Here is a 22716-nt window from a genome sequence, read left to right on the forward strand (position 1 = left end):
CGCGGAATCGCCGCGGCCCGGCGCCCCTTGTGCGGGGCGGCGGGCCGTGGCGTATCGGACAGCGGGGGTGCTAAGGGGGTGCTACGGGGGCGCGGTCGTGGGCGCGGGGCCTTCGCGGGCGCGGTCCGGTGGCCACGGGCCGGGGGCCCGGGGCCGGGGCCTGAGGGGGCCGGGGGCCTACGACGCCGACGGTGAGGCCGAGGAGGAGCCGGACGCCTGCTTGCAGCCGGGCTGCTTGGCCATGGCCTTGCCGACGTCGCCCTGGCGGAGCGAGTCGAGGGCCTGCTCACCGTTCTGGCTGACCTTGCCCAGCGAGTTGGAGACGCCCTTGAGGCCGTCCGCGAACTTCGCCTGGTCGCTGGTGTCGAGCCCGTCGACCTGCTTCTTGAGCGTCCCGTACTGGGTGGACAGGCCGTTGAGGTCGTTCACCGCGTCCTGCTGGATCTTCGCACCGTCCTTGACCGGCGGGGCGCCGGCCTTGCTGACGATGTCGGCGAGCGACTTGTACGCCTCGGAGATCGACTGGAAGGCGGCGGAGTCGGCGGACTTGACGTCCTGGGGCTTGCCGTTGCTGTTCACCTGGGTGATCGCCGTGTTGGCGTCGTTGATCTTCTTGGTCTGGGCCGCGGCCTGGTCGCAGACGCCCTTCGCCCAGTTGTCCAGCTTCTTGTTGGAGTCGTCGCTGCACCCCGACAGCGCGAGCAGCATGACCGCACCGGAGAGCGCGGCCAGGAGCTTCTTGTTCACCTTCACCGGATGGGTCCCTTCCGTGGCCTTACGGCCCCGGAACATACACGGCTGACGGGTGGTCACCGTGAATCCGTGAGGTGATTCGTCCGACATTCAAGCCATTCGCACTAAGGTGCGGTGGGCGACCGCACACGTACCGGATCACGTACGGTCGCCCACCGGGCCCTCGGCGGACCGGAACCCTTGACGGGCGCGGCCCTTGACGGTGCGTCGGATCAGGCCACGGCGGCCGTGTCCGGGGTGCGGGTCCCGGTATCGCCGCCGTCGCCGTCGTCGTCGCCCTCCATCGCGATGCCGCGCCGCTTGGAGATGTAGACCGCGATGACGATGACGGCGATCGAGACCACCGCGACGGTGACGCGTACGCCGAGATTCGCGTCCACGCCGTAGCTGAACTTGACCACCGCGGGGGCGATCAGCAGCGCCACCAGGTTCATCACCTTCAGCAGCGGGTTGATGGCCGGGCCCGCGGTGTCCTTGAACGGGTCGCCGACCGTGTCGCCGATGACGGTCGCGGCGTGGGCCTCGCTGCCCTTGCCGCCGTAGTGGCCGTCCTCGACGAGTTTCTTGGCGTTGTCCCAGGCGCCGCCGGAGTTGGCCAGGAACACCGCCATCAGCGTGCCCGCGCCGATCGCGCCCGCCAGGTACGAGGCGAGCGAGCCGACGCCGAAGGTGAAGCCGACCGCCACGGGCGCGAGGACGGCGAGCAGGCCGGGGGTGGCCAGTTCGCGCAGCGCGTCCTTGGTGCAGATGTCGACCACCCGTCCGTACTCGGGCAGTTCGGTGCCGTCCATGATCCCCGGGTGTTCGCGGAACTGCCTGCGCACCTCGTAGACCACCGAACCCGCGGACCGGGAGACGGCGTTGATGGCGAGGCCGGAGAAGAGGAAGACGACGGCCGCGCCGAGCAGCAGCCCGACCAGGTTGTTGGGCTGGGAGATGTCCAGGGACAGCCAGCGGGCGTCGGAGGCCGCTGGATGGGCCTTGGCGACGGCGGTGTCGATGGCCTCCTTGAACGAGCCGAACAGGGCGGTGGCGGCCAGTACCGCGGTGGCGATGGCGATGCCCTTGGTGATGGCCTTGGTGGTGTTGCCGACGGCGTCGAGGTCGGTGAGCACCTGGGCGCCCTCGCCGTGCACGTCGCCGGACATCTCGGCGATGCCCTGCGCGTTGTCGGAGACGGGTCCGAAGGTGTCCATGGCGACGATGACGCCGACGGTGGTCAGCAGGCCGGTGCCCGCCAGCGCGACCGCGAACAGCGCGAGCCAGACGGAGGTCCCGCCGAGCAGGAAGGCGCCGTAGACGGACAGGCCGATCAGCACCGCCGAGTAGACCGCGGACTCCAGTCCGAGTGAGATCCCGGACAGGATGACAGTGGCGGGGCCGGTCAGCGAGGTCTTGCCGATGTCGCGGACCGGGCGCCTGGTGGTCTCGGTGAAGTAGCCGGTGAGCTGCTGGATCACCGCGGCCAGCACGATGCCGATGGCGACGGCGACCATCGCCAGGGTGCGCGGGTCGCCTGCGTGGCCGGAGATGTCGCTGTCGACGCCCTTGAGGTCGGCGTAGGAGGACGGCAGGTAGGTGTAGACGGCGATGGCGACGCCGATCAGGGAGATGACCGCGGAGATGAAGAAGCCGCGGTTGATGGCCGTCATGCCGCTGCGGTCGCTGCGGCGGGGGGAGACCGCGAAGATGCCGACCATGGCGGTGAGGACGCCGATCGCCGGGATGAGCAGCGGGAAGGCGAGGCCGGAGTCGCCGAAGGTCACCTTGCCGAGGATCAGCGCGGCGACCAGGGTGACGGCGTACGACTCGAAGAGGTCGGCCGCCATGCCCGCGCAGTCGCCGACGTTGTCACCGACGTTGTCGGCGATGGTCGCGGCGTTGCGCGGGTCGTCCTCGGGGATGCCCTTCTCGACCTTGCCGACCAGGTCGGCGCCGACATCGGCCGCCTTGGTGAAGATGCCGCCGCCGACGCGCATGAACATCGCCAGCAGCGCCGCGCCGAATCCGAATCCTTCGAGCACCTTGGGCGCGTCGGCCTTGTAGATCAGGACGACGGCGGACGCGCCGAGCAGGCCGAGGCCCACGGTGAACATGCCGACGACGCCGCCGGTCCTGAACGCGATCCGCATCGCCCGGTGCGACACGTCGGTCAGGTCGGCCGGGGGTTCGCCGGGTGCCGGTGTCGCCGATCTGGCCGCGGCGGCGACCCGCACATTGCTGCGGACCGCCAGCCACATTCCGACATATCCGGTGACCGCGGAGAACACGGCGCCCACGAGAAAGAAGATCGACCGGCCGATCCGCTGCGAAGTGGTGTCCGAGGGCAGCAGCATGAGCAGGAAGAACGCCACCACGGCGAAAATTCCCAGAGTGCGGAACTGCCGTGCGAGGTAGGCGTTGGCGCCTTCCTGCACGGCAGCCGCGATTTTCTTCATGCTGTCGGTGCCCTCGTCCGCTGCGAGCACTTGACGTACCAACACCGCGGCGAGCGCGAGTGCGCCCAGTGCGACGACGGCGATGATCCATACGAGGAGACGATTTCCGTCGGTCAGTACCGGTGTCGCGGCAAGCGTGTGAGGGGTAAGTGGCCCCGCCATTCGTCCTCCTTGACGTTTGGCGCATGGGCGTGCGGCTTCACGGCTCGACAAGCCGCAACGCTCAGGCGAGCTGAGCAAGATGGACGGATTGTAGGGAGCCGCAGCACTTCAAAACAGGGTGCCGCGTCGAAAAAGGATATTCGTGAACGCGGCGTTCGCCTGTGAACAGGAGTGAGTGTCGCCTGTGATCAGGCGAGAAAGATGATCTGAGGGGCGGCCGGGGGCCGCGTCGCGCTCAGAACGGTGTGCCGGTCTGGGGCCGGGCCGCCGGTCGAGCCGGTGCGCCGGTCGAGCGGGTCCGCCGGTCCACGGTCGGACGGGCGGGACGGGCTACGGTCAGACGGGCGGGACGATCGGCCAGCTCATGCGGATCACACCGCCGGTGGCGGTCTCGGTGACCTCGACGTCGTCGACCAGGCCACTGATCACGGCGAGGCCCATCTCGCCCTCGTCGCTCAGCTCGTCACCCGCGGCGTCGGACGCGGAGCCCGAGGCGTTGCCCGGGACCTCGTCGGCGACCTCGATGGAGAACTTCTTCTCCTCCTCGGTCAGCATCACCCGGACCGGTTCTTCCACACCGTTGCCACGGTGCAGACCCACCGCGCGGCTGCACGCCTCGCCCACCGCGAGCCGTACTTCGTCCAGAACCGCCTCGTCCACCCCCGCCCGGCGCGCCACCGCCGCCGCTACGAGCCGTGCTGTTCGCACATGCTCCGGCTGGGCGCTGAAGAGCAGTTCTACGGTGGGCATGGCCTCCCCTTCGGTCCTTTGGGTGGGCATCACGGGGGCCCGGACGGTGATCCCGTCCGGTACCCCTCGACGGCGATCGTCAGTCGGTCGCCGCGACAGCCTCGTCGACCGAGGTGTGAATCGGGAACACCTTGGTCAGACCGGTGATACGGAAAATCTTCAGGATGCGCTCCTGGTTGCACACCAGTCGCAGCGATCCTTCATGAGCACGCACCCGCTTCAGCCCGCCGACGAGCACACCCAGGCCGGTGGAGTCGAGGAAGTCCACTCCCTCCATGTCCACGACCAGGTGGTAACTCCCGTCGTTCACAAGCTCCACAAGCTGTTCCCGCAGCTTGGGCGCGGTGTACACATCAATCTCGCCGCCGACTTCGACGATCGTACGATCGCCGACGGTTCGGGTCGACAGGGACAGGTCCACGGATCCTCCAGCACCTTGCATCGACGCGGCGCCCCCCTGGGGCCCCCACCAGAAGGTAGGGGACGGATCGACGGCCGCGATGGCATTCAATCACTTCGCAGCGGGCGAGCACGACGCCTTACTGCGATTGTCCGTCACGCCGGTGACACACTGAGTGCCGATGGCCCAGGATCATCTTCCGCAGTCGGCGCACGGCCGCCCGTCCCCCCGAACCGCTTTGGAGCGGCTCGCCAGGGGGGCAGACCGAGCCGCGCGCATCACCCATACGGAGCACCTGCCCCCGCGGGTCGGCCGCCATGCCTCCTGGCCCGACACGATCAGAAGCGAGGTCGTGGACGCGATCCGCGCGGCCGGGATCGACCGTCCCTGGGAGCACCAGGCGCTGGCCGCGGGCCACGCGGCGCGTGGCGAGTCGGTGGTGGTGGCCACCGGAACCGCCACCGGGAAGTCGCTGGCGTATCTGGCACCGGTGCTCAGCGCCCTGCTGGACGGCTCCGAGGCGCCGAACGGCCGGGGCGCCACCGCGCTCTACCTGTCCCCCACCAAGGCCCTGGCCGCCGACCAGCGCCGCGCCGTCACCCGCCTCGCCGCGCCCCTGGGCACCGCGATCCGCCCCGCGGTCTACGACGGCGACACCCCCGTCGAGGAACGCGAGTGGGTTCGGCAGTACGCCACCTACGTGCTCACCAACCCCGACATGCTGCACCGCGGCATCCTGCCCGGCCACGCCCGCTGGGCCTCCTTCCTGCGCCAGCTGCGCTACGTGGTGATCGACGAGTGCCACACCTACCGCGGTGTCTTCGGCTCGCACGTCGCCCAGGTGCTGCGACGCCTGCGCCGGGTCTGCGCGCGGTACGGGGCCGAGCCGGTGTTCGTGCTCGCCTCCGCGACGGCCGCGGACCCGGCGCGGGCCGCCTCCCGGCTCACCGGGGTGCCGGTGGCCGAAGTGACCGAGGACACGTCGCCGCGCGGCGGCCTGGCCTTCGCGCTGTGGGAGCCGCCGCTGACCGAGCTGTCCGGCGAGCACGGCGCTCCCGTGCGCCGCACCGCGACCGCCGAGACCGCGGAACTCCTCACCGACCTGGTCGTCCAGGGCGTGCGCAGCGTGGCCTTCGTCCGCTCCCGGCGCGGCGCGGAACTGGTCGCCCTGATCGCCCAGGAACGCCTGGCCGAGATCGACCCCTCGCTTCCCGGGCGAGTCGCCGCCTACCGCGGCGGCTACCTCGCCGACGAGCGCCGGGCCCTGGAACGCGACCTGCACTCCGGCCGCCTGCTCGGCCTCGCCTCCACCTCCGCCCTCGAACTGGGCGTGGACATCTCCGGCCTCGACGCGGTCCTGCTGGCCGGCTACCCGGGCACGCGGGCCTCGCTGTGGCAGCAGGCGGGCCGCGCCGGACGGACCGGGCAGGGCGCGCTGGCGATCATGGTCGGCCGGGACGACCCGCTGGACACGTATCTCGTCCACCACCCCGAGGCGATCTTCGAGCAGCCCGTCGAGAGCACCGTCCTGGACCCGGACAATCCCTACGTGCTGGCCCCGCACCTGTGCGCCGCCGCGGCCGAGCTGCCGCTCACCGACGACGACCTCGTCCTGTTCGGCCCCGAGGCGGCGTCGCTGATGCCGCAACTGGAGAAGCGCGGGCTGCTGCGCCGGCGCGCCTCCGGCTGGTACTGGACCCGCCGGGAGCGGGCCGCGGACCTCACCGACATCCGCGGCGAAGGCGGCAGTCCCGTGCAGGTCGTGGAGACGGCGACCGGACGGCTGCTGGGCACGGTGGACGCCTCCTCGGCGCACACCGCCGTCCACGACGGCGCCGTCCACCTCCACCAGGGCCGCACCTACCTGGTCAAGCGGCTCGACCTGGAGGACGGCGTGGCGCTGGTCGAACCCGCCGACCCGTCCTACTCCACGATGGCCCGCGACACCACCGACATCCGGGTGCTCAGCGGCGACCTGGAGGAGCCGTGGGGCGAGGCGCGGATCCACTTCGGCTCCGTCGAGGTGACCCACCAGGTGGTGTCCTTCCTGCGCCGCAAGCTGATCACCGGTGAGATCCTCGGCGAGACCAAGCTCGACCTGCCCCCGCGCACCCTGCGCACCCGGGCCGTGTGGTGGACCGTCACGGACGCGCAACTGGACGCCGCCCGGATCCACCCCGAGGAGCTGCCCGGCGCCCTGCACGCCGCCGAGCACGCCGCGATCGGTCTCCTCCCGCTCTTCGCGACCTGCGACCGCTGGGACATCGGCGGGGTCTCCATACCCCTGCACGCCGACACCGGCCTGCCCACCGTCTTCGTCTACGACGGCCACCCCGGCGGCGCGGGCTTCGCCGAACGCGCCTTCCACACCGCCCGCACCTGGCTCACCGCCACCCGCGAGGCCATCGCCTCCTGCGAGTGCGAATTCGGCTGCCCCTCCTGCGTCCAGTCCCCCAAGTGCGGCAACGGCAACGACCCCCTGGACAAGGCCGCCGCCGTCCGCCTCCTGGACTGCCTGCTGACGGCGGGCGCCGCCGAGGCCGCCGAGGCCGCTGACGGCGCCGGGGCCGGTCCTGAGGCGGGGGACAGGGCCGGGTCCGGGGCCGAGACCGGTCCCGGGGCCGCGCCTGAGGCGGGGGACAGGCCCGGGTCCGGGGCCGAGACCGGTCCCGAGGCCGCGCCTGAGGCGGGGGACGGCGCCGGGGCCGGGCATGAGGCCGGTCATGAGGCAGGGGACGGGGCCGGGCCCTGGGCCGAGACCGGTCCTGAGGCCGCGCCCGGTGCCGCCGACGGTGGCCGACCCGGGGTTGGGACCGGGGTCGAGTGACGGTCCCGCGCGGGACCGCACACGGGCGCCGTCGACCTCCACGGTGACGTCGGAGATCTCACCCGCCACCACGCAGCTCACCAGCCGGGCGCCCTGTGCCGCCGCCACCTCGGCCGCCAGCCCGCAGGCCCGCGTACGGCCCTCCAGCGCGTGGTCGGCCGCGGCGAGCGCCGCCAGATCCGCGGCGCCGCCCGCCCGGTGCCTGGCGATGACCGCCTCGTCCATGAAGAGCACGGCGGCGAAGACCGCGCCCAGCACGGCGATCAGTCCCAGCGACCACACGGTGGCGGAGCCCCGGTCGCCGCGGGGCGCGGGGACCTTCACGGTTGCCCACCCCCGCCCACGGCGTCCTCGGCGAGCGCGACGGCCTCGGCCCGCAGGGTGACGGGGAAGCGCGGCGCCGGGACGGTGACCCGGACCCGGATCAGGTCGCCCGACCGCTCCACGCCGACCCGCGCTCCGGACGGCGCGGCCTCCCGCGCCACCCGCAGCACCTCGCCCGGCGCCTCGGAGCGCGCCGCGGCACGCGCCCCCGCCCGCGCCGCGTCCACGCACCGCACCTGCGCCGCGGCCGCCATCAGGCCCCAGATCAGGGCGGCGGTGAGCGCCACCAGCATCGGGATCACCATGGCGGCCTCCGCCGTCACATACCCCTGGTCGCGCGGCGGGCGGCCCCGCTCAGAACGGGACATGGAGTGCCTTCACGATCACGCCGGTCAACGCGGAGCGCACCGGCCCGCTCGTCACGATCTTGTAGAGCACCGCCGCGAACCCGCACGCCGCGATCGTCCCCACCGCGTACTCGGCCGTGCTCATCCCCGCCTCCGCCGCCGTACGGCTCACGTCCCTGTACCGCGCCGCCCTCCGCCGCATCCGGGCGACCCACCGCCGCCGCTCGGCCCGCGCCAGGCGAACCGCGCGCGGCACCGGCGGCACCCGGAGCGCGGGCGGAGCCGAGGCCATCGCGCCGGGCGGGTTCTTCGAGTTGATCGAGTTGATCGATTTCGTCAGGGCCGGCTGGGCCGTCCGGGCGAGGTGCTGGTCCATCGTCTGATGCGTCATCGGGATCTCCTGGTGTCGTGGATGTGCGTGTGGGTGTGCGTGTGGACATGGGTGTTCGAGTCGTTCGCTTCGGGTGGTGCGTCGGGCGCGGGCAGTCCGGGGCGGGGGTGTCAGCCCGTGCGGTCCGGGGCGGGGTGTCAGCCCGTGCGGCCGAGGACGGTGCCCGCCAGGCCCATCACCACGGGGGCGACGCCGACCAGCAGGAAGGCCGGGAGGAAGCAGACCCCCAGGGGCGCGGTGGCGTGCACCGCGGCACGCCGGGCCCTGGCGAGCGCCGAACGGGCGTACGCGGCCCGGTAGTCCGCGGCCAGCCGGGACATCTCCGCGACCGGCGCGCTGCCCGTCGTGGAGGCGCGGGCCAGGCAGCGCCCCATCTCGCGGGCGGCGGGCAGCCGTCCGAACCGCTGCCAGCACTCCGCCGGGTCGCCGCCCAGCCGCAGCTCGGCCCTGACCCGTATCAGCGCGGTCCCGAGTGGCCCGGCCAACGACCGGCCCACGGCGCCCGCCGCTTCTCCGGGTGACGCCCCGGCGGCGAGGCAGGCGGCCATCAGGTCCGCGCAGAGCGGGAGTTCCGACGGATCGGGCTCCTCGTCCACCCCGGAGCTCTCTGTGGCGTTCTGCCGCCCCCGGAGTGATCTCCTGACCCCGAGGGCCGTGAGGACCCCCACCAGGCCGCCCAGCACCCCGCTGATCAACGTCGCGGCCCCCAGCCCGGCCGCGACCGGCGGACCCCAGTCGCGCAGCGGTCCCCTGAGCCGCCGCAGCGCCCGCCGGGGGGACCTCCGCGACCGCCCGGTCCCCAGCGCCACGCGCAGCCGTCGCGTCGCCGCTTTCTCCCTCCGCGCCTCGGCCAGCGCCCCGCCGAGGGCGGCCACCGCAGCCACCACCAACGCGAGCACCACGAGGGCTGTCCCCAGGCTGTGGACACTCCCGGCGGTCACGGCCGCCCCCGGTCCCGCGACCCCGCCGGGGTCGCCGCCTTTCGCCGGCCGACCGTCGCGGTCTCAAGCACCGCGCCACCGGCCGCTGGAGAGCCGCCCCCCGAGGAACCGTCCTTCACGGAAACGGCGGCCGTCGAAGCGCCCTTCGCAGGACCGGGGGGCCGAGTTCTGGCCGCCGTCGGTCCGCCCTCCGCCGCGCGGATGATCCGCGCCGTCCACGCGAGCCCCGCCCATTCCAGGCAGCCGCCCGCGACCAGGCAGAGCAGTCCCGCCGGGGTGTGCAGGAGCACCGTCGAGGGGTCGGCGCCCAGGCCCGCGCCGAGCACGACGCCGAACAGCGGCAGCAGCGCGAGCAGCACCGACGTGGACCTCGGACCCGCCAACTGGGCGCGCAGGTCGTCGCGTTGATCGGCGTCCGCCCGTAGCGCCGCGGCGACCCGGTCGAGCGCGGCGGCCAGTCCTGCGCCGCCGTCCACCGCGACCTGCCAGCAGGCGGCGACTGCGGCGAGCCCGTGCGTCCCCGCGCCGAGCCGGGACGCCTCCCGCAGCGCGTGCGGCACGTCGCCGCCGAATCTGGCCGCCGACAGCACCATTCGTGCCGCGTCGGCGAGGTCGGGTGAGGCGGGCCAGCCCGCCGACTCGACCGCGTCGGTCAGCGCCGAGTGCGGTGGCCGTCCGGCCCTGAGGTCTCCGGCCACGGTGCCGCACAGCGCGCTCACCGCGACCGCCCGGCGCTCGGCCGCCGCCCGCTCGCCCCGCCGTCGCAACGCCCGCCCCACCAGCGGCACCGCCACGGCGCCCGCGACCACCGGCAGTACCGATCCCGTCAGCAGCCCCAGCCCACCGCCCACCGGCAGGCACACCGCCTCGGGCCCGATCCGGCCGCGCCGACCGGCGAACCGTGCGGCGAACCGCAGCGGCTCCCACGCCCGGCGACGGCCCGCCGTCCGTCCGTCGCGCCACCGCGCAAGCCGGATCGCCCACTCACCGCGAGCCGTCTCCCGTGCCTTCCTCAGCCGTGCCAGCGGATTCGCCCGCTGCTCGCCGGTGACCGGCCCCCGCTCGCCCTCCCCCACCTCTTCAGGTCCTGGTCCGATGAGCAGATCGCGCGCCCGGCGGCGGGGATCGGAGGTGCGCCAGCGCGTCACGAGGAGGGCCAGGGCAGCGCAGAGGGCAGCGGCCCACCCGACCGAGGGCTGAAAGGTCGCCGCGCTCATGACGCACCTGCCCGGCGATGTCCGATCCCCGGCTCACGGCCCGGACCGCAGCACCAACGAACCCCCGGGACCGCCAGGACACCTCGTCGGGCGGTAGCCCGCATGACCGAGGGTGGACAGACCGGGGCGCTCATGACGCACCCGCCCACCGATGCGCGACCCGCAGCTCGCAGCCCAGGCCAGGGGGATTCGAGGCGCGCCAGCGAACCCCGGCGAGCAACAGAAACACCACGCCGGGCGGCAGCCCGCACGACATCACGTTGAGAAAGCAGGGCGCTCATGACGCACCCGCCGAGCACAGTGCCGCCAACCGGTCCCAGCCGGGGCCGCGTTCGTGGTGGCCGCGGGCGTCGCGGAGCAGGGCGGGCGCGGTGGCGACCAGGCCGTCGGAGCCGCGCTTGAGTACGTGGATCGCGGCGAGGCGGCGCAGGCCGGAGCTGTCGCGGACGAGGTGGATGACGACGGCGAGTGCGGCGGCCAACTGGCTGTGCAGGGCGGCCCGGTCGAGGCCCGCGGTGGAGCCGAGGGCTTCGAGGCGGGCCGGGACGTCGGCGGCGGCGTTGGCGTGGACGGTGCCGCAGCCGCCTTCGTGGCCGGTGTTCAGCGCGCTCAGCAGGTCGGTGACCTCGGCGCCGCGGACCTCGCCGACCACGAGCCGGTCGGGGCGCATGCGCAGCGCCTGGCGGACGAGGTCCCGCAGGGTGACGTGCCCCGCGCCCTCCTGGTTGGCGGGGCGGGTCTCCAGGCGGACGACGTGCGGGTGGTCGGGGCGCAACTCGGCGGAGTCCTCGGCCAGGACGATGCGGGCCGCGGGGTCGACGAGGCCGAGCAGGCAGCTCAGGAGTGTGGTCTTGCCCGAGCCGGTGCCGCCGCTGATCATGAACGACAGCCGGGCGTCGAGGACCGCGCGCAGCAGCCGGGCGGTCTCGGTGTCGAGCGTTCCGGCCGCGACGAGTTCGGCGAGGGTGAAGGCGCGGGCCCGCACCACGCGCAGCGACAGGCACGGCGAGCCGACCACGACCGGCGGCAGGACGGCGTGCAGCCGGGTGCCGTCGGGCAGTCGGGCGTCGACCCACGGGTGGGCGTCGTCCAGGCGGCGGCCGGCGGTGGTCGCGAGGCGCTGGGCGAGCCTGCGCACGGCGGTGGTGTCGGTGAAGCGGACGGCGGCGCGTTCGAGACCGCTGCCGCGGTCGATCCACACCTGGTCGGGGGCGTTGACGAGGATGTCGGTGACGGCGGGGTCGGCGAGCAGCGGCTCCAGCGGGCCCGCGCCGACGAGTTCGGAACGCAGTGCCGCGACCACGTCGAGGACTTCGCTGTCGCCGAGCAGGCGTCCGCGGGCGCGCAGTGCCGCGGCCACGCGTGCCGGGGTGGGTTCGCCGCCGTGTTCCGCCAGGTGCAGCCTTACGGCGTCGAGGAGTTCGGCGTTCATACCGTCACGCTCCCGCCACTGGGCTGGGCCTGGGCGAGGAAGGCGGCGCAGAAGCGGGCGAGCGGGCCGCGGCTCGCGGAGCCCGGTGGTCCGCTGCCGGACAGGGTGTCCGACAAGCCTGGTTCCGGAGGGAGTTGGCCCGCCAGCGGCAGGCCGACGAGACGGGCGATCTCGTCGTCGGCGAGGCCAGAGTCGAAGGGGCCGCGGGCGACGACGCGCAGGTCCTTGAGGACCATGCCGACCGCCGCGGCGACGCGGGTGGCCGCGGCGACCGCCCGCAACTCTGCGGGTACGACGAGGAGTCCGACGTCGATCTGGGCGAGGGTCTCGGCGACCGCGTCGTCCACGCGCCGTGGCAGGTCGACCACGACGACTCCGCCGCGGCGGCGGGCCGCGCCGAGCACGGACCGCATGGCCTGGGGCGGGATGAGCACGGAGTCGCCGCGGTCCCAGCTCAGGACGCTCAACGCGTCGAGCCTGGGCAGGGATTCCTCCAGTGCCCCGCTGTTGACGCGGCCCCGTGAGTCGGCGAGGTCGGGCCAGCGCAGGCCGCCGACGCGCTCGGCGCCGAGCAGGATGTCGAGGCCGCCGCCGAGCGGATCGCCGTCGATGAGCATGGTGCGCCTGCCCGTACCGGCCGCGGTGACGGCGAGCGCGCAGGCCAACGTGCTGGCGCCCGCGCCGCCCCGGCCGCCCACCACCCCTACGGTCAGGGCGGGTTCGCTCACGCCTTCGGCGATGTCGGCGATGCGGTCGACCAGCCAGGTCTCGGCGTCGGGCAGGAAGAGGACATGGTCGGCGCCGATCGCGACGGCTCTGCGCCACACGTCGTGGTCGTGCAGATCACGCCCGACGACCAGAACTCCCTTGCGGCGGACGGTGTCCTGGACCCGCGAGGTGGCCTCGGCGCCGATCAGGACGAGGGGCGCTGTGTCCCAACTCGTCGCGCGCGGGGGCGCGGTGAAGACCACCTCCGGTTCCGTACCGGCCGCGGCGCACAGCCGCAGCAGGTCGTCGAGGAGCGTTTCGTCCTCGGTGACAATCAGCGGGCCGGCCGGCCCTTCGATGGCGGTCGGCCGCTGGTCGGGTGTCGTCGATCCCGTCATTTCCTGTCCCCCGTCGCTTCTGACGCGAGCACCGGTGTGCATCGCCTGCGATCAGGTTGGGGCAGACAGGAGAATTGAGATGATCTTGGTCGGAATCTGTGGACAACTCAGCGATTGTGGATAACTCCGCCACTCTCACGGGTGAGTTCGCCGACGCCTGGCAACGATTACGGACCGTCACACGTCGTACGCATCACAGCCGTGCCGCACGCGAGGGGGAACGACATGAGGATGCGAGTGGAAGGACGTCGCGAGAACCGGGAAAAGGCATCCGGACATGCGACGACCCCCGCCGGGGGGGAGAGCGGGGGTCGTCCCCACGGTCCGACTCGGGGGGGGAGGAGCCAGACCGGGTTAGCACGGTCGCGAACGATCCGTGACTTCCATGGTGTACCCGAAGCCCTTCTCAGGCAAACCCACACGCCCGAGCTTACGCCGAATGGTGGTTGCCTATGCTCGTCACGTGGAAAACCACCTGCCACCGCGCACCGCGGCGTTCTTCGATCTCGACAAGACCGTGATCGCCAAGTCCAGCACGCTCGCCTTCGGGCGCTCCTTCTACCAGGGCGGTCTCATCAACAGACGTGCGGTATTGCGTACCGCATATGCCCAGTTCGTGTACTTGGTCGGTGGCGCGGATCACGACCAGATGGAAGGTATGCGCAAATACCTCTCCGAGCTGTGCCGGGGCTGGAATGTCCAGCAGGTGCGGGAGATCGTGGCGGAGACGCTGCATGACCTGATCGACCCGATCATCTACGACGAGGCGGCCTCGCTGATCGAGGAGCACCACGCCGCGGGCCGCGACGTGGTGATCGTCAGCGCCTCCGGCTCCGAGGTGGTCCAGCCGATCGGCGCGATGCTGGGTGCCGACCATGTCGTAGCCACACGGATGGTCGTGGAGGACGGCGCGTACAACGGGGAGATCGAGCACTACGTCTACGGTCCCGCAAAAGCGGACGCCATCGCCGAGCTGGCGAAGTCGGAGGGCTACGACCTGGAGCGGTCCTTCGCGTACAGCGATTCGGTGACCGACATCCCGATGCTGGAGTCGGTCGGTCATCCGTACGCGGTCAATCCCGACCGGGCGCTGCGCAAGGAGGCCGTCTCACGTGACTGGCCAGTGCTGACTTTCAGCCGTCCCGTGCGGCTGAGGCAGCGGATTCCGTCGCTGTCGATGCCGCCCCGGCCGGTGCTCGCGGCGGCGGCCGTGGGGGCGGCGGCTGCGACGGCCGGGCTGGTGTGGCTGGCGTCCCGACGCCGTCGGCCCGCCCTTATGTCCTGATTGATCCCAAAAGTAAAGAAGTCGGGCGAGGGGTTCCCCTGCGCCTCCCACGGCGGTACAAAGGACGTAGCGGCCCGCGAGACCACGGAGTTCCGAGAGGAAGACCGCAGTTCACAGCACCAGGCCCCACGGACCGAGCATGGAAGTCAGGCACCCACGCGGAGCCGACCCGCTTATCGGGCCAGCCGCACCAGGTGACGGGCGAAGATCCCGGCCTGATCGGCAATTACCGTGCACGCACTGGTAACTTGACGGACATGGCAGCGGCGGCACCTCACGGTGCCGCCGCATCTCTTTTCAGCCACCACACATCCGGCGGTCGACCGCTCAGGCGGCGCCCCGCTGAAGCGCTTCGCACACCGCGACACTTTCACGGACACCGAGTTCCAGTGCGCGCCCGCAATGGCTGATCCACTGGACCATGCCTTCCGGAGTACCGGACGCGTATCCCTCCAGCGCCTTGAGATAACCGGCCCGGCCCAACTCCGCGTGACCGACCTCGGCCGGACAGATCGACTTCGGGTCGAGACCGCTGCCGACCAGCACGATCCGCTCGGCGGCCCGCGCGACCGGCCCGTTGAAGGAGCCGAAGGGCCGCAGGCACAGCAATTCGCCGTGCACGACCGCGCCGACGACCAGCGCGGGCGCGTCGGTGCCCGCCCGCAGCAGGCCGGTCAGACCGTCCAGCCGGGCGGCGACCTCGGCGGGGTCGGGCAGCGGGATCTCGGCGATCTCGACCAGCGGCTCGTCCACCGGCTCCCCCGCCCGCCGCGGGCGGCCCACCGTCGGCTCGTCCGCCACTCCGCCCGCCGCCACCAGGTGCAGTCGGGCGAGCGCCTGCACGGGCGACTGACGCCAGACACTGAGCAGTTGACCGGCCTCGGCGGTCAGCCGCAGCGCCGCGCCGACCGTACGCGCCTGCTCGTCGGCCGAGAAGTCGCTGCGCCTGCGCACCTCCTCCAGCGGCCAGTCGGCGCCGGCCAGCGCCGCGGACCCGCGGGCACCGCGCAGCGCCGCCTCCGATGTGACCTCGGTGGAGCGGCGCCGCATGACCCGGTGCCCGTAGACCTTGTCCACCGCCTGTCGTACGGCGTCCACCGATTCGGGTACGCCCGGCAGCGCGCCGAGGACAGCCATCGGGTCCGTCCGACCGGCGGCGGGAGCGGGATCAGCGTTCGTAGCCATGGTTCCGACCCTAGCCACCCCCCAACCCGCGGAACGACCCCGAAAGAGTGGCCTTCCCCACTCCAAACGCTCACGATACGCATCCGTGCCACTACGCTTAGCGAACATGAAGATCGCTTTCGTCGGGAAGGGCGGCAGCGGCAAGACCACGCTGTCCTCCCTCTTCATCCGCCATCTCGCCGCCTCCCGCGTACCGGTCGTCGCGATCGACGCGGACATCAACCAGCACCTCGGCCCGGCGCTCGGGCTGGCGGAGGACGACGCCGCCGCGCTGCCCGCGCTCGGCGCGCACCTGCCGGAGATCAAGGAATACCTGCGCGGTGCCAACCCCCGGATCGCCTCCGCCGAGACCATGATCAAGACCACCCCGCCCGGCCACGGATCCCGGCTGCTGCGGCTGGTCGAGGACAACCCCGTCTACGCGGCCTGCGCGCGCACCGTGCACCTGGACCGAGGCCACCGAGACGACGGGGACACAGAGAGCGCGGGGAACACCGGGGGCGACACCGCGCGGCTGATGGTCACCGGCCCCTTCAACGAGTCCGATCTCGGCGTCGCCTGCTACCACTCCAAGGTCGGCGCGGTCGAACTCTGCCTGAACCACCTGGTGGACGGCCGCGACGAATACCTGGTCGTGGACATGACGGCGGGCAGCGACTCCTTCGCCTCCGGGATGTTCACCCGCTTCGACATGACGTTCCTGGTCGCCGAGCCGACCCGCAAGGGTGTGGCCGTCTACCGCCAGTACAAGGAGTACGCCCGCGACTTCGGCGTCGATCTCGCGGTCGTCGGCAACAAGGTGCGGGACGCGGACGACCTGGCCTTCCTGCGCGCAGAGGTCGGCGACGACCTGCTGGTCACCGTCGGGCACTCGGACTGGGTGCGCGCGATGGAGAAGGGCAGGCCGCCGCGGTTCGCGCGGCTGGAGGAGGACAACCGCCGCGCGCTGCGCACGCTGCACGAACGGGCGGACGCCACGTACGAGCGCAGGGACTGGGCGCGCTACACCCAGCAGATGGTGCACTTCCACCTCAAGAACGCGGAGAGCTGGGGAAACGCGAAGACGGGCGCCGACCTGGCGGCGCAGGTCGACCCCGACTTCGTACTCGGCGAACGGGAACGGGAACGGGAACGGGAACAGCACGAGCAGTTGCCCCGCCCCGCTGCGGCCGCTAGCGCACAGCCGGCCTGATCCGCTCGGGACCGCCCGCCGTCGCGGCGGCGGGCGCTCCGCCCATGAAGGTGTTCCAGCCGCCCTTGGGCGCCTGGCCGACGTCCAGCGTCCGCAGCCGCGCGAGCACCGCAGGGTCCTGCGCGTCCATCCAGTCCGCCACCTGCTTGAAGCTGACGCAGCGCACGCCTTCCTTGCCGCAGACCTCCTTGACGGTGTCCTCGACGGCCTTCATGTAGACGCCGCCGTTCCAGGACTCGAAGTGGTCGCCGATGAAGAGCGGGGCGCGGTTGCCGTTGTAGGCGCGCTCGAAGGCGGCGGCCAGTCCGTCGTGCATCTGCTTGCCCCAGGCAGCCTGCTTGGCGGGGTCGCCGTGCACGGTGCCCGACTGGTTGGCGAGGAAGTTGTAGTCCATGGAGAGCGTCTCGAAGGCGCGACCCGGCACCGGGATGTCCTGGAGCGGGAAGTCCCAGACGCCGTCGATCTTGGAGGGCCAGGTCTGCCGGCCGCCGATCGAGCTGGCGTCGTAGCGGAAGCCCGCGGCCTTGGCGGCCGGGATGAGATTGTGCTGGCCCTCCAGGCACGGGGCGCGCCCGCCGACCAGTTCCTTGCTGTAGTCGAAGGGCAGCGGGTCGAGCTTGGTGAGGCCGGAGTTGGTCTTCCAGTTCTTCACGAAGCCCTCGGCCTGCTGGATCTCGCTGGACCACTCGTCGCTCGACCAGGTGCCGACGCCGCCGTTGGGACCGCAGAAGTGGCCGTTGAAGTGGGTGCCGATCTCGCTGCCGTTCTGCCAGGCGAGGCGCAGTTCGCGCAGGGTGTCGGTGATGCCCTGGCGGTCGTTGAAGCCGATGTCGGAGGCGCCGCGCGGGTGCTTGGGCGGGGCGTAGACGTCCTTGTGGTCGCCGGGCAGCAGGTAGACGCCGCTGAGGAAGTACGTCATCGCCGCGTTGTAGCGCTCGCCGACCTCGCGGAAGTGCGAGAAGAGCTTCTGGCTGTCCTCACCCGCGCCGTCCCAGGAGAACACGACGAGCTGCGGCGGTCGCTCCCCCGGCTTCAGGCGCGCGAAGACCGGCTGATGGGGCTGCGGGCCGGTGTCGGCGGTGGAGCCGTCGCCGATGAGCCGGACGGCGTGGGGCGCCGCGGCTTCGGGGCGGGTGCCCGCGTTGCCGGGCTCGGCGCGGCCGACGGCCGGGGCGGCGCCGGGGCCGGACCCGGCGGCTGATCCGGTGCCGGAGCCCGAGCCGCCGGCGGCGGAGCACGCGACCGCGCCCGCGGCCAGCGCGGCTACGGCGAGTAGCGCCGGTGCCTTGCGCAGGGAGTGCATTCGTACCTCACATCACAGAAAAAGGGATTTGACCAAAAAGTGACATGCGACCTTGTCGTGACCGCAACGACCTGGCCGTTTATCTGCCAATTCACTCGATAGCAGTAAATAAAGCCCCGATCAGACCTCTGGACTTCACTCTCCGCAGTCAGTCGATTACTCTCCATTTACTGACGCTTGAGAGTAGCGAGCGATAACGCTCCGCAATCACGTCCCGCCGCCCACCGAAGGAGACGGGAATTATGCAGAGAATCCACCGGTCCGATCTGTCCGCTTCGATCACGGTCTTCCTGATCGCCGTCCCGCTGTCGCTCGGCCTCGCGCTGGCGACCGGGGCGCCTCTCCAGTCCGGCCTCGTCGCCGCGGTCGTCGGCGGCATCGTCGCCGGGCTGCTCGGCGGGGCGCCCCTCCAGGTCAGCGGCGCCGCGACCAGCCTGGTCGTGGTCACCGCCGATCTCGTCCACCGCTACGGCTGGCGCAGCACCTGCGCCATCACGGTGCTCGCCGGGCTCGCGCAGCTCGTGCTCGGCATGGCGCGGGTGGCCAGATCCGCGCTCGCGGTCAGTCCCGCGATCGTCCACGGCATGCTCGCGGGCATCGGTACGGTCATCGCCCTCGGCCAGCTCCATGTGGTCCTCGGCGGCAGCCCGCAGAGCTCCGCCCTCGACAACATCACCGCGCTGCCCGGCCAGTTGGCGGTCACCAACCCGGCCACACCCGCCATCGGCGCGATCACCGTGGCCGTGCTGCTCGGCTGGCGGCGGCTGAGAGGCAGGGCGGGACGGCTGCTCGGCGCGATCCCCGCGCCGCTGGCCGCGGTCGTCCTGGCCACCGCCGTGAGCGCGGGACTGTCACTGCCGCGGGTGAATCTGCCCGCGTGGAGCGCGCCCGTGCTACCCACCCTGCCCACGGGGCCGGTCCTCGGAGTGGTCGCCGCCGTGCTCACCGTCACCCTGGTCGCGAGCATGGAGTCGCTGCTGTCCGCGGTCGCCATCGACACCCTCCAGGGCCGGCGTCCGGGACCGCACGCCCCGCCGGCCAAGCTCGACCGCGAACTGCTCGGCCAGGGCGCGGCCAACATGGTGTCGGGCCTGCTCGGCGGCCTGCCGGTGGCCGGCGGCGCGATCCGCGGCTCGGCCAATGTCGAAGCGGGCGCCGTGACGCGCCGCGCAACCGTGATGCACGGCGTGTGGGTGCTGCTCTGCGCCGGGCTCGCCTCCTGGGCGCTGGAGCTGATCCCGCTGGCCGCGCTCGCCGCCCTGGTGATGCTGGTCGGCGTCCGCATGGTGAGCTTCGCGCACATCAGACACGTCCAGCGGCACCGCGAATTCCCGGTGTACGCGGCCACGCTCGGCTCCGTGGTGCTGTTCGGTGTGCTCCAGGGCGTGATCGTGGGGATCGTGGTCGCGCTGTGCCTGTCGCTGCGCCGCCTGACGCACACGCGGATCACCGTCACCGAGGAGCCGGAGTGCCACCGGGTCCGGGTCACCGGCCAGTTGACGTTCCTGGCGGTGCCCCGGCTGACCCGGGCCTTCGCCCAGGTCCCCGACGGGGCCAACGCGGTGGTGGAGCTGGACGGCTCCTTCATGGACCACGCGGCCTACGAGGCGCTGAACGCCTGGTGCGCCAGGCACCGTTCGCGCGGCGGACACGCGACGCTCGGCGACGCGGTCGGACGGACCGTCAGCGAACCGGTGAGCGCGCACGCCTGCCGCCCCTGGACGCCGTGGCGCAACCACCACTGCACCCGCTCCGGCACCGTGCCCGCCACCAGCGGCGGTCAACTGCTCGGCGGCGTCAGCGCCTTCCAGCGCAACACCGCGCCGCTGGTCCGCGAGGAGCTGGCGCGGCTGGCCCGCGAAGGACAGCGGCCCGGCCAGCTCTTCCTCACCTGCGCGGACTCCCGGCTGGTCACCAGCATGATCACCTCAAGCGGTCCCGGTGACCTCTTCACGGTGCGCAATGTGGGCAATCTGATGCCGCCGCCCGGCTCCGACGCCTCCTGCGACTCGGTGGCCGCCGCCGTCGAGTACGCGGTCGACGTGCTCCAGGTCTCCAGCATCACGGTGTGCGGACACTCCGGCTGCGGCGCGATGCAGGCACTGCTGGGCTCCGACCACGAGCCGGGCGCGCAGACCCCGCTGGCCCGGTGGCTGCGGCACGGCCGCCCCAGCCTGGCGCGGCTCAACCGGATCGGCAGACTCGGCCGCGGCGAGGTGGCGCTGGCGGACCGGCCGGTCGCCGACGACCTCGAAAGACTGAGCCTGGTCAATGTGATGCAGCAGCTCGAACACCTGATGGCGCACCCCTGCGTGGCGCGTCGGGTCAGCGAGGGCACGCTCCAACTGCACGGCATGTACTTCCATGTCGCGGAGGCACAGGCGTACATCCTGGACGGTTCGACGAGTGTGTTCGCGGCGGTGGGGCCCGACGCCGCACCGGACACCGCCCGGGAGGCCGCAAAGGTCTAAACCATTTTTCGGGTAGCTATTGTCAGGGTGGCCCAGGACTGGTGAGGTAGTGCTGGGACATGTGGGACACCCTGACAAGGAGCTGGCGTGAGCAGCAACGAGAGCCTGGCCAACCTGCTGAAGGAGGAGCGGCGGTTCGCTCCCCCGGCCGAACTGGCGGCGTCCGCCAACGTCACGGCGGACGCGTACGAGCAGGCGGCGGCCGACCGGCTGGGGTTCTGGGCCGAGCAGGCCCGCCGTCTGACCTGGGCCACCGAGCCCACGCAGACCCTGGACTGGTCGAACCCGCCGTTCGCGAAGTGGTTCGCCGACGGTGAGCTGAATGTCGCGTACAACTGCGTCGACCGCCATGTGGAAGCCGGGAACGGCGACCGGGTCGCCATCCACTTCGAGGGCGAGCCCGGCGACAGCCGCAGCATCACCTACGCGGAGCTGAAGGACGAGGTCTCCCGCGCCGCCAACGCGCTGACCGAGCTGGGCGTCGAGAAGGGCGACCGGGTCGCGGTCTACCTGCCGATGATCCCCGAGGCCGTCATCGCGATGCTGGCCTGCGCCCGGATCGGCGCCGCGCACTCGGTGGTCTTCGGCGGCTTCTCCGCCGACGCCGTCGCGTCCCGGATCGCCGACGCCGACGCCAAGCTCGTCATCACCTCCGACGGCGGCTACCGGCGCGGCAAGCCGTCCGCGCTCAAGCCCGCCATCGACGACGCCGTCTCCCGCTCCCCGCAGGTCACCAACGTCCTGGTGGTGCGCCGCACCGGCCAGGACGTGGAGTGGACCGAGGGCCGGGACGTGTGGTGGCACGAGATCACCGCGCGCCAGTCCGCGGAGCACACCGCGCAGCCCTTCGACGCCGAGCACCCGCTGTTCATCCTCTACACCTCCGGCACCACCGGTAAGCCCAAGGGCATCCTGCACACCTCGGGCGGCTACCTCACCCAGGCCAGCTACACCCACCACGCGGTCTTCGACCTCAAGCCGGAGACCGACGTCTACTGGTGCACCGCCGACATCGGCTGGGTCACCGGCCACTCGTACATCGTCTACGGCCCGCTCTCCAACGGCGCCACCCAGGTGATCTACGAGGGCACGCCGGACACCCCGCACCAGGGCCGGTTCTGGGAGATCGTGCAGAAGTACGGCGTCACGCTGCTCTACACCGCGCCCACCGCGATCCGTACCTTCATGAAGTGGGGCGACGACATCCCCGCGAAGTTCGACCTGACGAGCCTGCGCGTGCTGGGCAGCGTCGGCGAGCCGATCAACCCCGAGGCGTGGGTCTGGTACCGCGAGCACATCGGCGGCGGCAGGACCCCGATCGTGGACACCTGGTGGCAGACCGAGACCGGCGCCATGATGATCTCCCCGCTGCCCGGCGTCACCGAGACCAAGCCCGGCTCGGCGCAGCGCGCGCTGCCCGGCATCGCCGCGACCGTGGTGGACGACGAGGCCAACGAGGTGCCGGACGGCTCCGGCGGCTACCTGGTCCTCACCGAGCCGTGGCCGTCGATGCTCCGCACCATCTGGGGCGACGACCAGCGCTACATCGACACCTACTGGTCCCGTTTCCCCGGCCGCTACTTCGCGGGCGACGGCGCCAAGAAGGACGAGGACGGCGACATCTGGCTGCTCGGCCGGGTCGACGACGTCATGCTCGTCTCGGGCCACAACATCTCCACCACCGAGGTCGAGTCGGCGCTGGTCTCGCACCCGAAGGTCGCCGAGTCCGCCGTCGTGGGCGCCGCCGACGCCACCACCGGGCAGGCCATCGTGGCGTTCGTCATCCTGCGCGGCACCGCGGAGGACAGCGCGGACCTCGCGGGCGCGCTGCGCGACCACGTCGGCAAGGCGCTCGGCCCGATCGCCAAGCCCAAGCGGATCCTCATCGTCAACGAGCTGCCCAAGACCCGCTCCGGCAAGATCATGCGCCGCCTGCTGCGCGACGTCGCGGAGAACCGCGAGCTGGGCGACGTCACCACCCTCACCGACTCCACGGTGATGGACCTCATCCAGAGCAAGCTGCCGAGCGCGCCCAGCGAGGACTGACACCCCCGGCCCCCGGCACACTCGGCGCGGCCACACCCGCGCGACCACACCCGTGAGGGGCGCCCCGGCAACCACCGGGACGCCCCTCACACGTTCGGGTTAGGCTGACAACACATCGCGGCAGGATCGCGACAAAACTTAAGGGC

The 22716-nt window shown here is 72.1% G+C and carries 16 protein-coding genes and 2 pseudogenes; 5 read left to right on the forward strand and 13 right to left on the reverse strand.

Annotated elements, in window-relative coordinates; genetic code table 11:
• Positions 1–177: 177 nt before the first annotated feature.
• The 4 genes from ABZX65_RS28660 to bldG form a co-directional block, all read right to left on the reverse strand.
• The gene (locus ABZX65_RS28660) at positions 178–753 is read right to left on the reverse strand and encodes a small secreted protein (RefSeq protein WP_355346124.1); all 576 of its coding nucleotides are present in this window, start codon (positions 751–753) and stop codon (positions 178–180) included.
• A 212-nt stretch (positions 754–965) separates the two neighbouring features.
• The gene (locus ABZX65_RS28665; protein ID WP_355346127.1) at positions 966–3353 is read right to left on the reverse strand and encodes a sodium-translocating pyrophosphatase; all 2388 of its coding nucleotides are present in this window, start codon (positions 3351–3353) and stop codon (positions 966–968) included.
• Between the two features lie 336 nt (positions 3354–3689).
• On the reverse strand, positions 3690–4103 hold the full coding sequence (locus tag ABZX65_RS28670) for an ATP-binding protein (protein WP_355346130.1): 414 nt from the start codon (positions 4101–4103) through the stop codon (positions 3690–3692).
• A gap of 79 nt (positions 4104–4182) precedes the next feature.
• Positions 4183–4524, reverse strand: a complete 342-nt coding sequence (bldG, locus tag ABZX65_RS28675) for an anti-sigma factor antagonist BldG (protein ID WP_031520166.1) — start codon at positions 4522–4524, stop codon at positions 4183–4185.
• 160 nt (positions 4525–4684) lie between these two features.
• Here bldG and ABZX65_RS28680 point away from each other — a divergent pair, with 160 nt between their 5' ends.
• The gene (locus ABZX65_RS28680; protein ID WP_355346134.1) at positions 4685–7330 is read left to right on the forward strand and encodes a DEAD/DEAH box helicase; all 2646 of its coding nucleotides are present in this window, start codon (positions 4685–4687) and stop codon (positions 7328–7330) included.
• A 24-nt stretch (positions 7331–7354) separates the two neighbouring features.
• Here the strand turns inward: ABZX65_RS28680 and ABZX65_RS28685 are convergent.
• The 7 genes and pseudogenes from ABZX65_RS28685 to ssd all read right to left on the reverse strand — a co-directional run.
• A pseudogene (locus ABZX65_RS28685) lies at positions 7355–7654 on the reverse strand (Rv3654c family TadE-like protein); the annotation flags it as partial.
• Positions 7651–8022 (reverse strand): TadE family type IV pilus minor pilin, encoded by a 372-nt coding sequence (locus ABZX65_RS28690; protein ID WP_355346137.1) that lies wholly within the window; start codon positions 8020–8022, stop codon positions 7651–7653. The gene ABZX65_RS28690 and the pseudogene ABZX65_RS28685, both read right to left, overlap by 4 nt.
• A complete protein-coding gene (locus ABZX65_RS28695; RefSeq protein WP_355346140.1) occupies positions 8009–8392 on the reverse strand; it encodes a DUF4244 domain-containing protein in 384 nt (127 codons plus the stop codon). Before ABZX65_RS28695 ends, ABZX65_RS28690 begins: the two co-directional genes overlap by 14 nt.
• Before the next feature lie 137 nt (positions 8393–8529).
• Positions 8530–9333 (reverse strand): type II secretion system F family protein, encoded by an 804-nt coding sequence (locus ABZX65_RS28700; protein ID WP_355346143.1) that lies wholly within the window; start codon positions 9331–9333, stop codon positions 8530–8532.
• A 188-nt stretch (positions 9334–9521) separates the two neighbouring features.
• Positions 9522–10250 (reverse strand): annotated as a pseudogene (locus ABZX65_RS28705) (type II secretion system F family protein); the annotation flags it as partial.
• 577 nt (positions 10251–10827) lie between these two features.
• The gene (locus ABZX65_RS28710) at positions 10828–11982 is read right to left on the reverse strand and encodes a TadA family conjugal transfer-associated ATPase (protein WP_355346146.1); all 1155 of its coding nucleotides are present in this window, start codon (positions 11980–11982) and stop codon (positions 10828–10830) included.
• The gene (gene ssd / locus ABZX65_RS28715) at positions 11979–13088 is read right to left on the reverse strand and encodes a septum site-determining protein Ssd (RefSeq protein WP_355346149.1); all 1110 of its coding nucleotides are present in this window, start codon (positions 13086–13088) and stop codon (positions 11979–11981) included. The genes ABZX65_RS28710 and ssd overlap by 4 nt, the downstream gene beginning before the upstream one ends.
• 439 nt (positions 13089–13527) lie before the next feature.
• Between ssd and ABZX65_RS28720 the strand changes: the two genes are divergently transcribed.
• Entirely contained in the window at positions 13528–14373 is an 846-nt protein-coding gene (locus ABZX65_RS28720) for an HAD family hydrolase (RefSeq protein ID WP_355346325.1), read from the forward strand.
• A 327-nt stretch (positions 14374–14700) separates the two neighbouring features.
• Here the strand turns inward: ABZX65_RS28720 and ABZX65_RS28725 are convergent, their stop codons facing one another.
• Entirely contained in the window at positions 14701–15558 is an 858-nt protein-coding gene (locus ABZX65_RS28725; RefSeq protein WP_355346152.1) for an oxidoreductase, read from the reverse strand.
• Positions 15559–15664: 106 nt separating this feature from the next.
• Between ABZX65_RS28725 and ABZX65_RS28730 the strand changes: the two genes are divergently transcribed.
• Positions 15665–16750: an ATP-binding protein gene (locus ABZX65_RS28730; RefSeq protein ID WP_355346155.1), complete on the forward strand. Its 1086-nt coding sequence runs from the start codon at positions 15665–15667 to the stop codon at positions 16748–16750.
• Here ABZX65_RS28730 and ABZX65_RS28735 read toward each other — a convergent pair.
• Positions 16731–18053, reverse strand: coding sequence for a hypothetical protein (locus tag ABZX65_RS28735; RefSeq protein WP_355346158.1), 1323 nt, complete (start codon positions 18051–18053; stop codon positions 16731–16733). The genes ABZX65_RS28730 and ABZX65_RS28735 overlap by 20 nt on opposite strands.
• A 242-nt stretch (positions 18054–18295) precedes the next feature.
• Here ABZX65_RS28735 and ABZX65_RS28740 point away from each other — a divergent pair, with 242 nt between their 5' ends.
• Complete coding sequence (locus ABZX65_RS28740) at positions 18296–20524, forward strand: SulP family inorganic anion transporter (protein WP_355346161.1); 2229 nt, start codon at positions 18296–18298, stop codon at positions 20522–20524.
• 87 nt (positions 20525–20611) lie between these two features.
• Positions 20612–22570 (forward strand): acetate--CoA ligase, encoded by a 1959-nt coding sequence (gene acs / locus ABZX65_RS28745; protein ID WP_355346164.1) that lies wholly within the window; start codon positions 20612–20614, stop codon positions 22568–22570.
• Positions 22571–22716: the final 146 nt, after the last annotated feature.

This window comes from Streptomyces sp. NPDC003300 (assembly GCF_040610915.1).
GTDB lineage: Bacteria > Actinomycetota > Actinomycetes > Streptomycetales > Streptomycetaceae > Actinacidiphila.

What these genes read in the sequence shown, in the direction of transcription:
- ABZX65_RS28670 (WP_355346130.1), bottom strand. Translation starts at nt 4,103, where the DNA reads ATGCCCACCGTAGAACTGCTCTTCAGCGCCCAGCCGGAGCATGTGCGA.
- ABZX65_RS28690 (WP_355346137.1), bottom strand. Translation starts at nt 8,022, where the DNA reads ATGTCCCGTTCTGAGCGGGGCCGCCCGCCGCGCGACCAGGGGTATGTG.
- ABZX65_RS28720 (WP_355346325.1), top strand. Translation starts at nt 13,528, where the DNA reads ATGGTGGTTGCCTATGCTCGTCACGTGGAAAACCACCTGCCACCGCGC.
- ABZX65_RS28735 (WP_355346158.1), bottom strand. Translation starts at nt 18,053, where the DNA reads ATGCACTCCCTGCGCAAGGCACCGGCGCTACTCGCCGTAGCCGCGCTG.
- ABZX65_RS28740 (WP_355346161.1), top strand. Translation starts at nt 18,296, where the DNA reads ATGCAGAGAATCCACCGGTCCGATCTGTCCGCTTCGATCACGGTCTTC.
- ABZX65_RS28730 (WP_355346155.1), top strand. Translation starts at nt 15,665, where the DNA reads ATGAAGATCGCTTTCGTCGGGAAGGGCGGCAGCGGCAAGACCACGCTG.
- ABZX65_RS28680 (WP_355346134.1), top strand. Translation starts at nt 4,685, where the DNA reads ATGGCCCAGGATCATCTTCCGCAGTCGGCGCACGGCCGCCCGTCCCCC.
- ABZX65_RS28725 (WP_355346152.1), bottom strand. Translation starts at nt 15,558, where the DNA reads ATGGCTACGAACGCTGATCCCGCTCCCGCCGCCGGTCGGACGGACCCG.
- ABZX65_RS28710 (WP_355346146.1), bottom strand. Translation starts at nt 11,982, where the DNA reads ATGAACGCCGAACTCCTCGACGCCGTAAGGCTGCACCTGGCGGAACAC.
- ABZX65_RS28695 (WP_355346140.1), bottom strand. Translation starts at nt 8,392, where the DNA reads ATGACGCATCAGACGATGGACCAGCACCTCGCCCGGACGGCCCAGCCG.
- ssd (WP_355346149.1), bottom strand. Translation starts at nt 13,088, where the DNA reads ATGACGGGATCGACGACACCCGACCAGCGGCCGACCGCCATCGAAGGG.
- ABZX65_RS28665 (WP_355346127.1), bottom strand. Translation starts at nt 3,353, where the DNA reads ATGGCGGGGCCACTTACCCCTCACACGCTTGCCGCGACACCGGTACTG.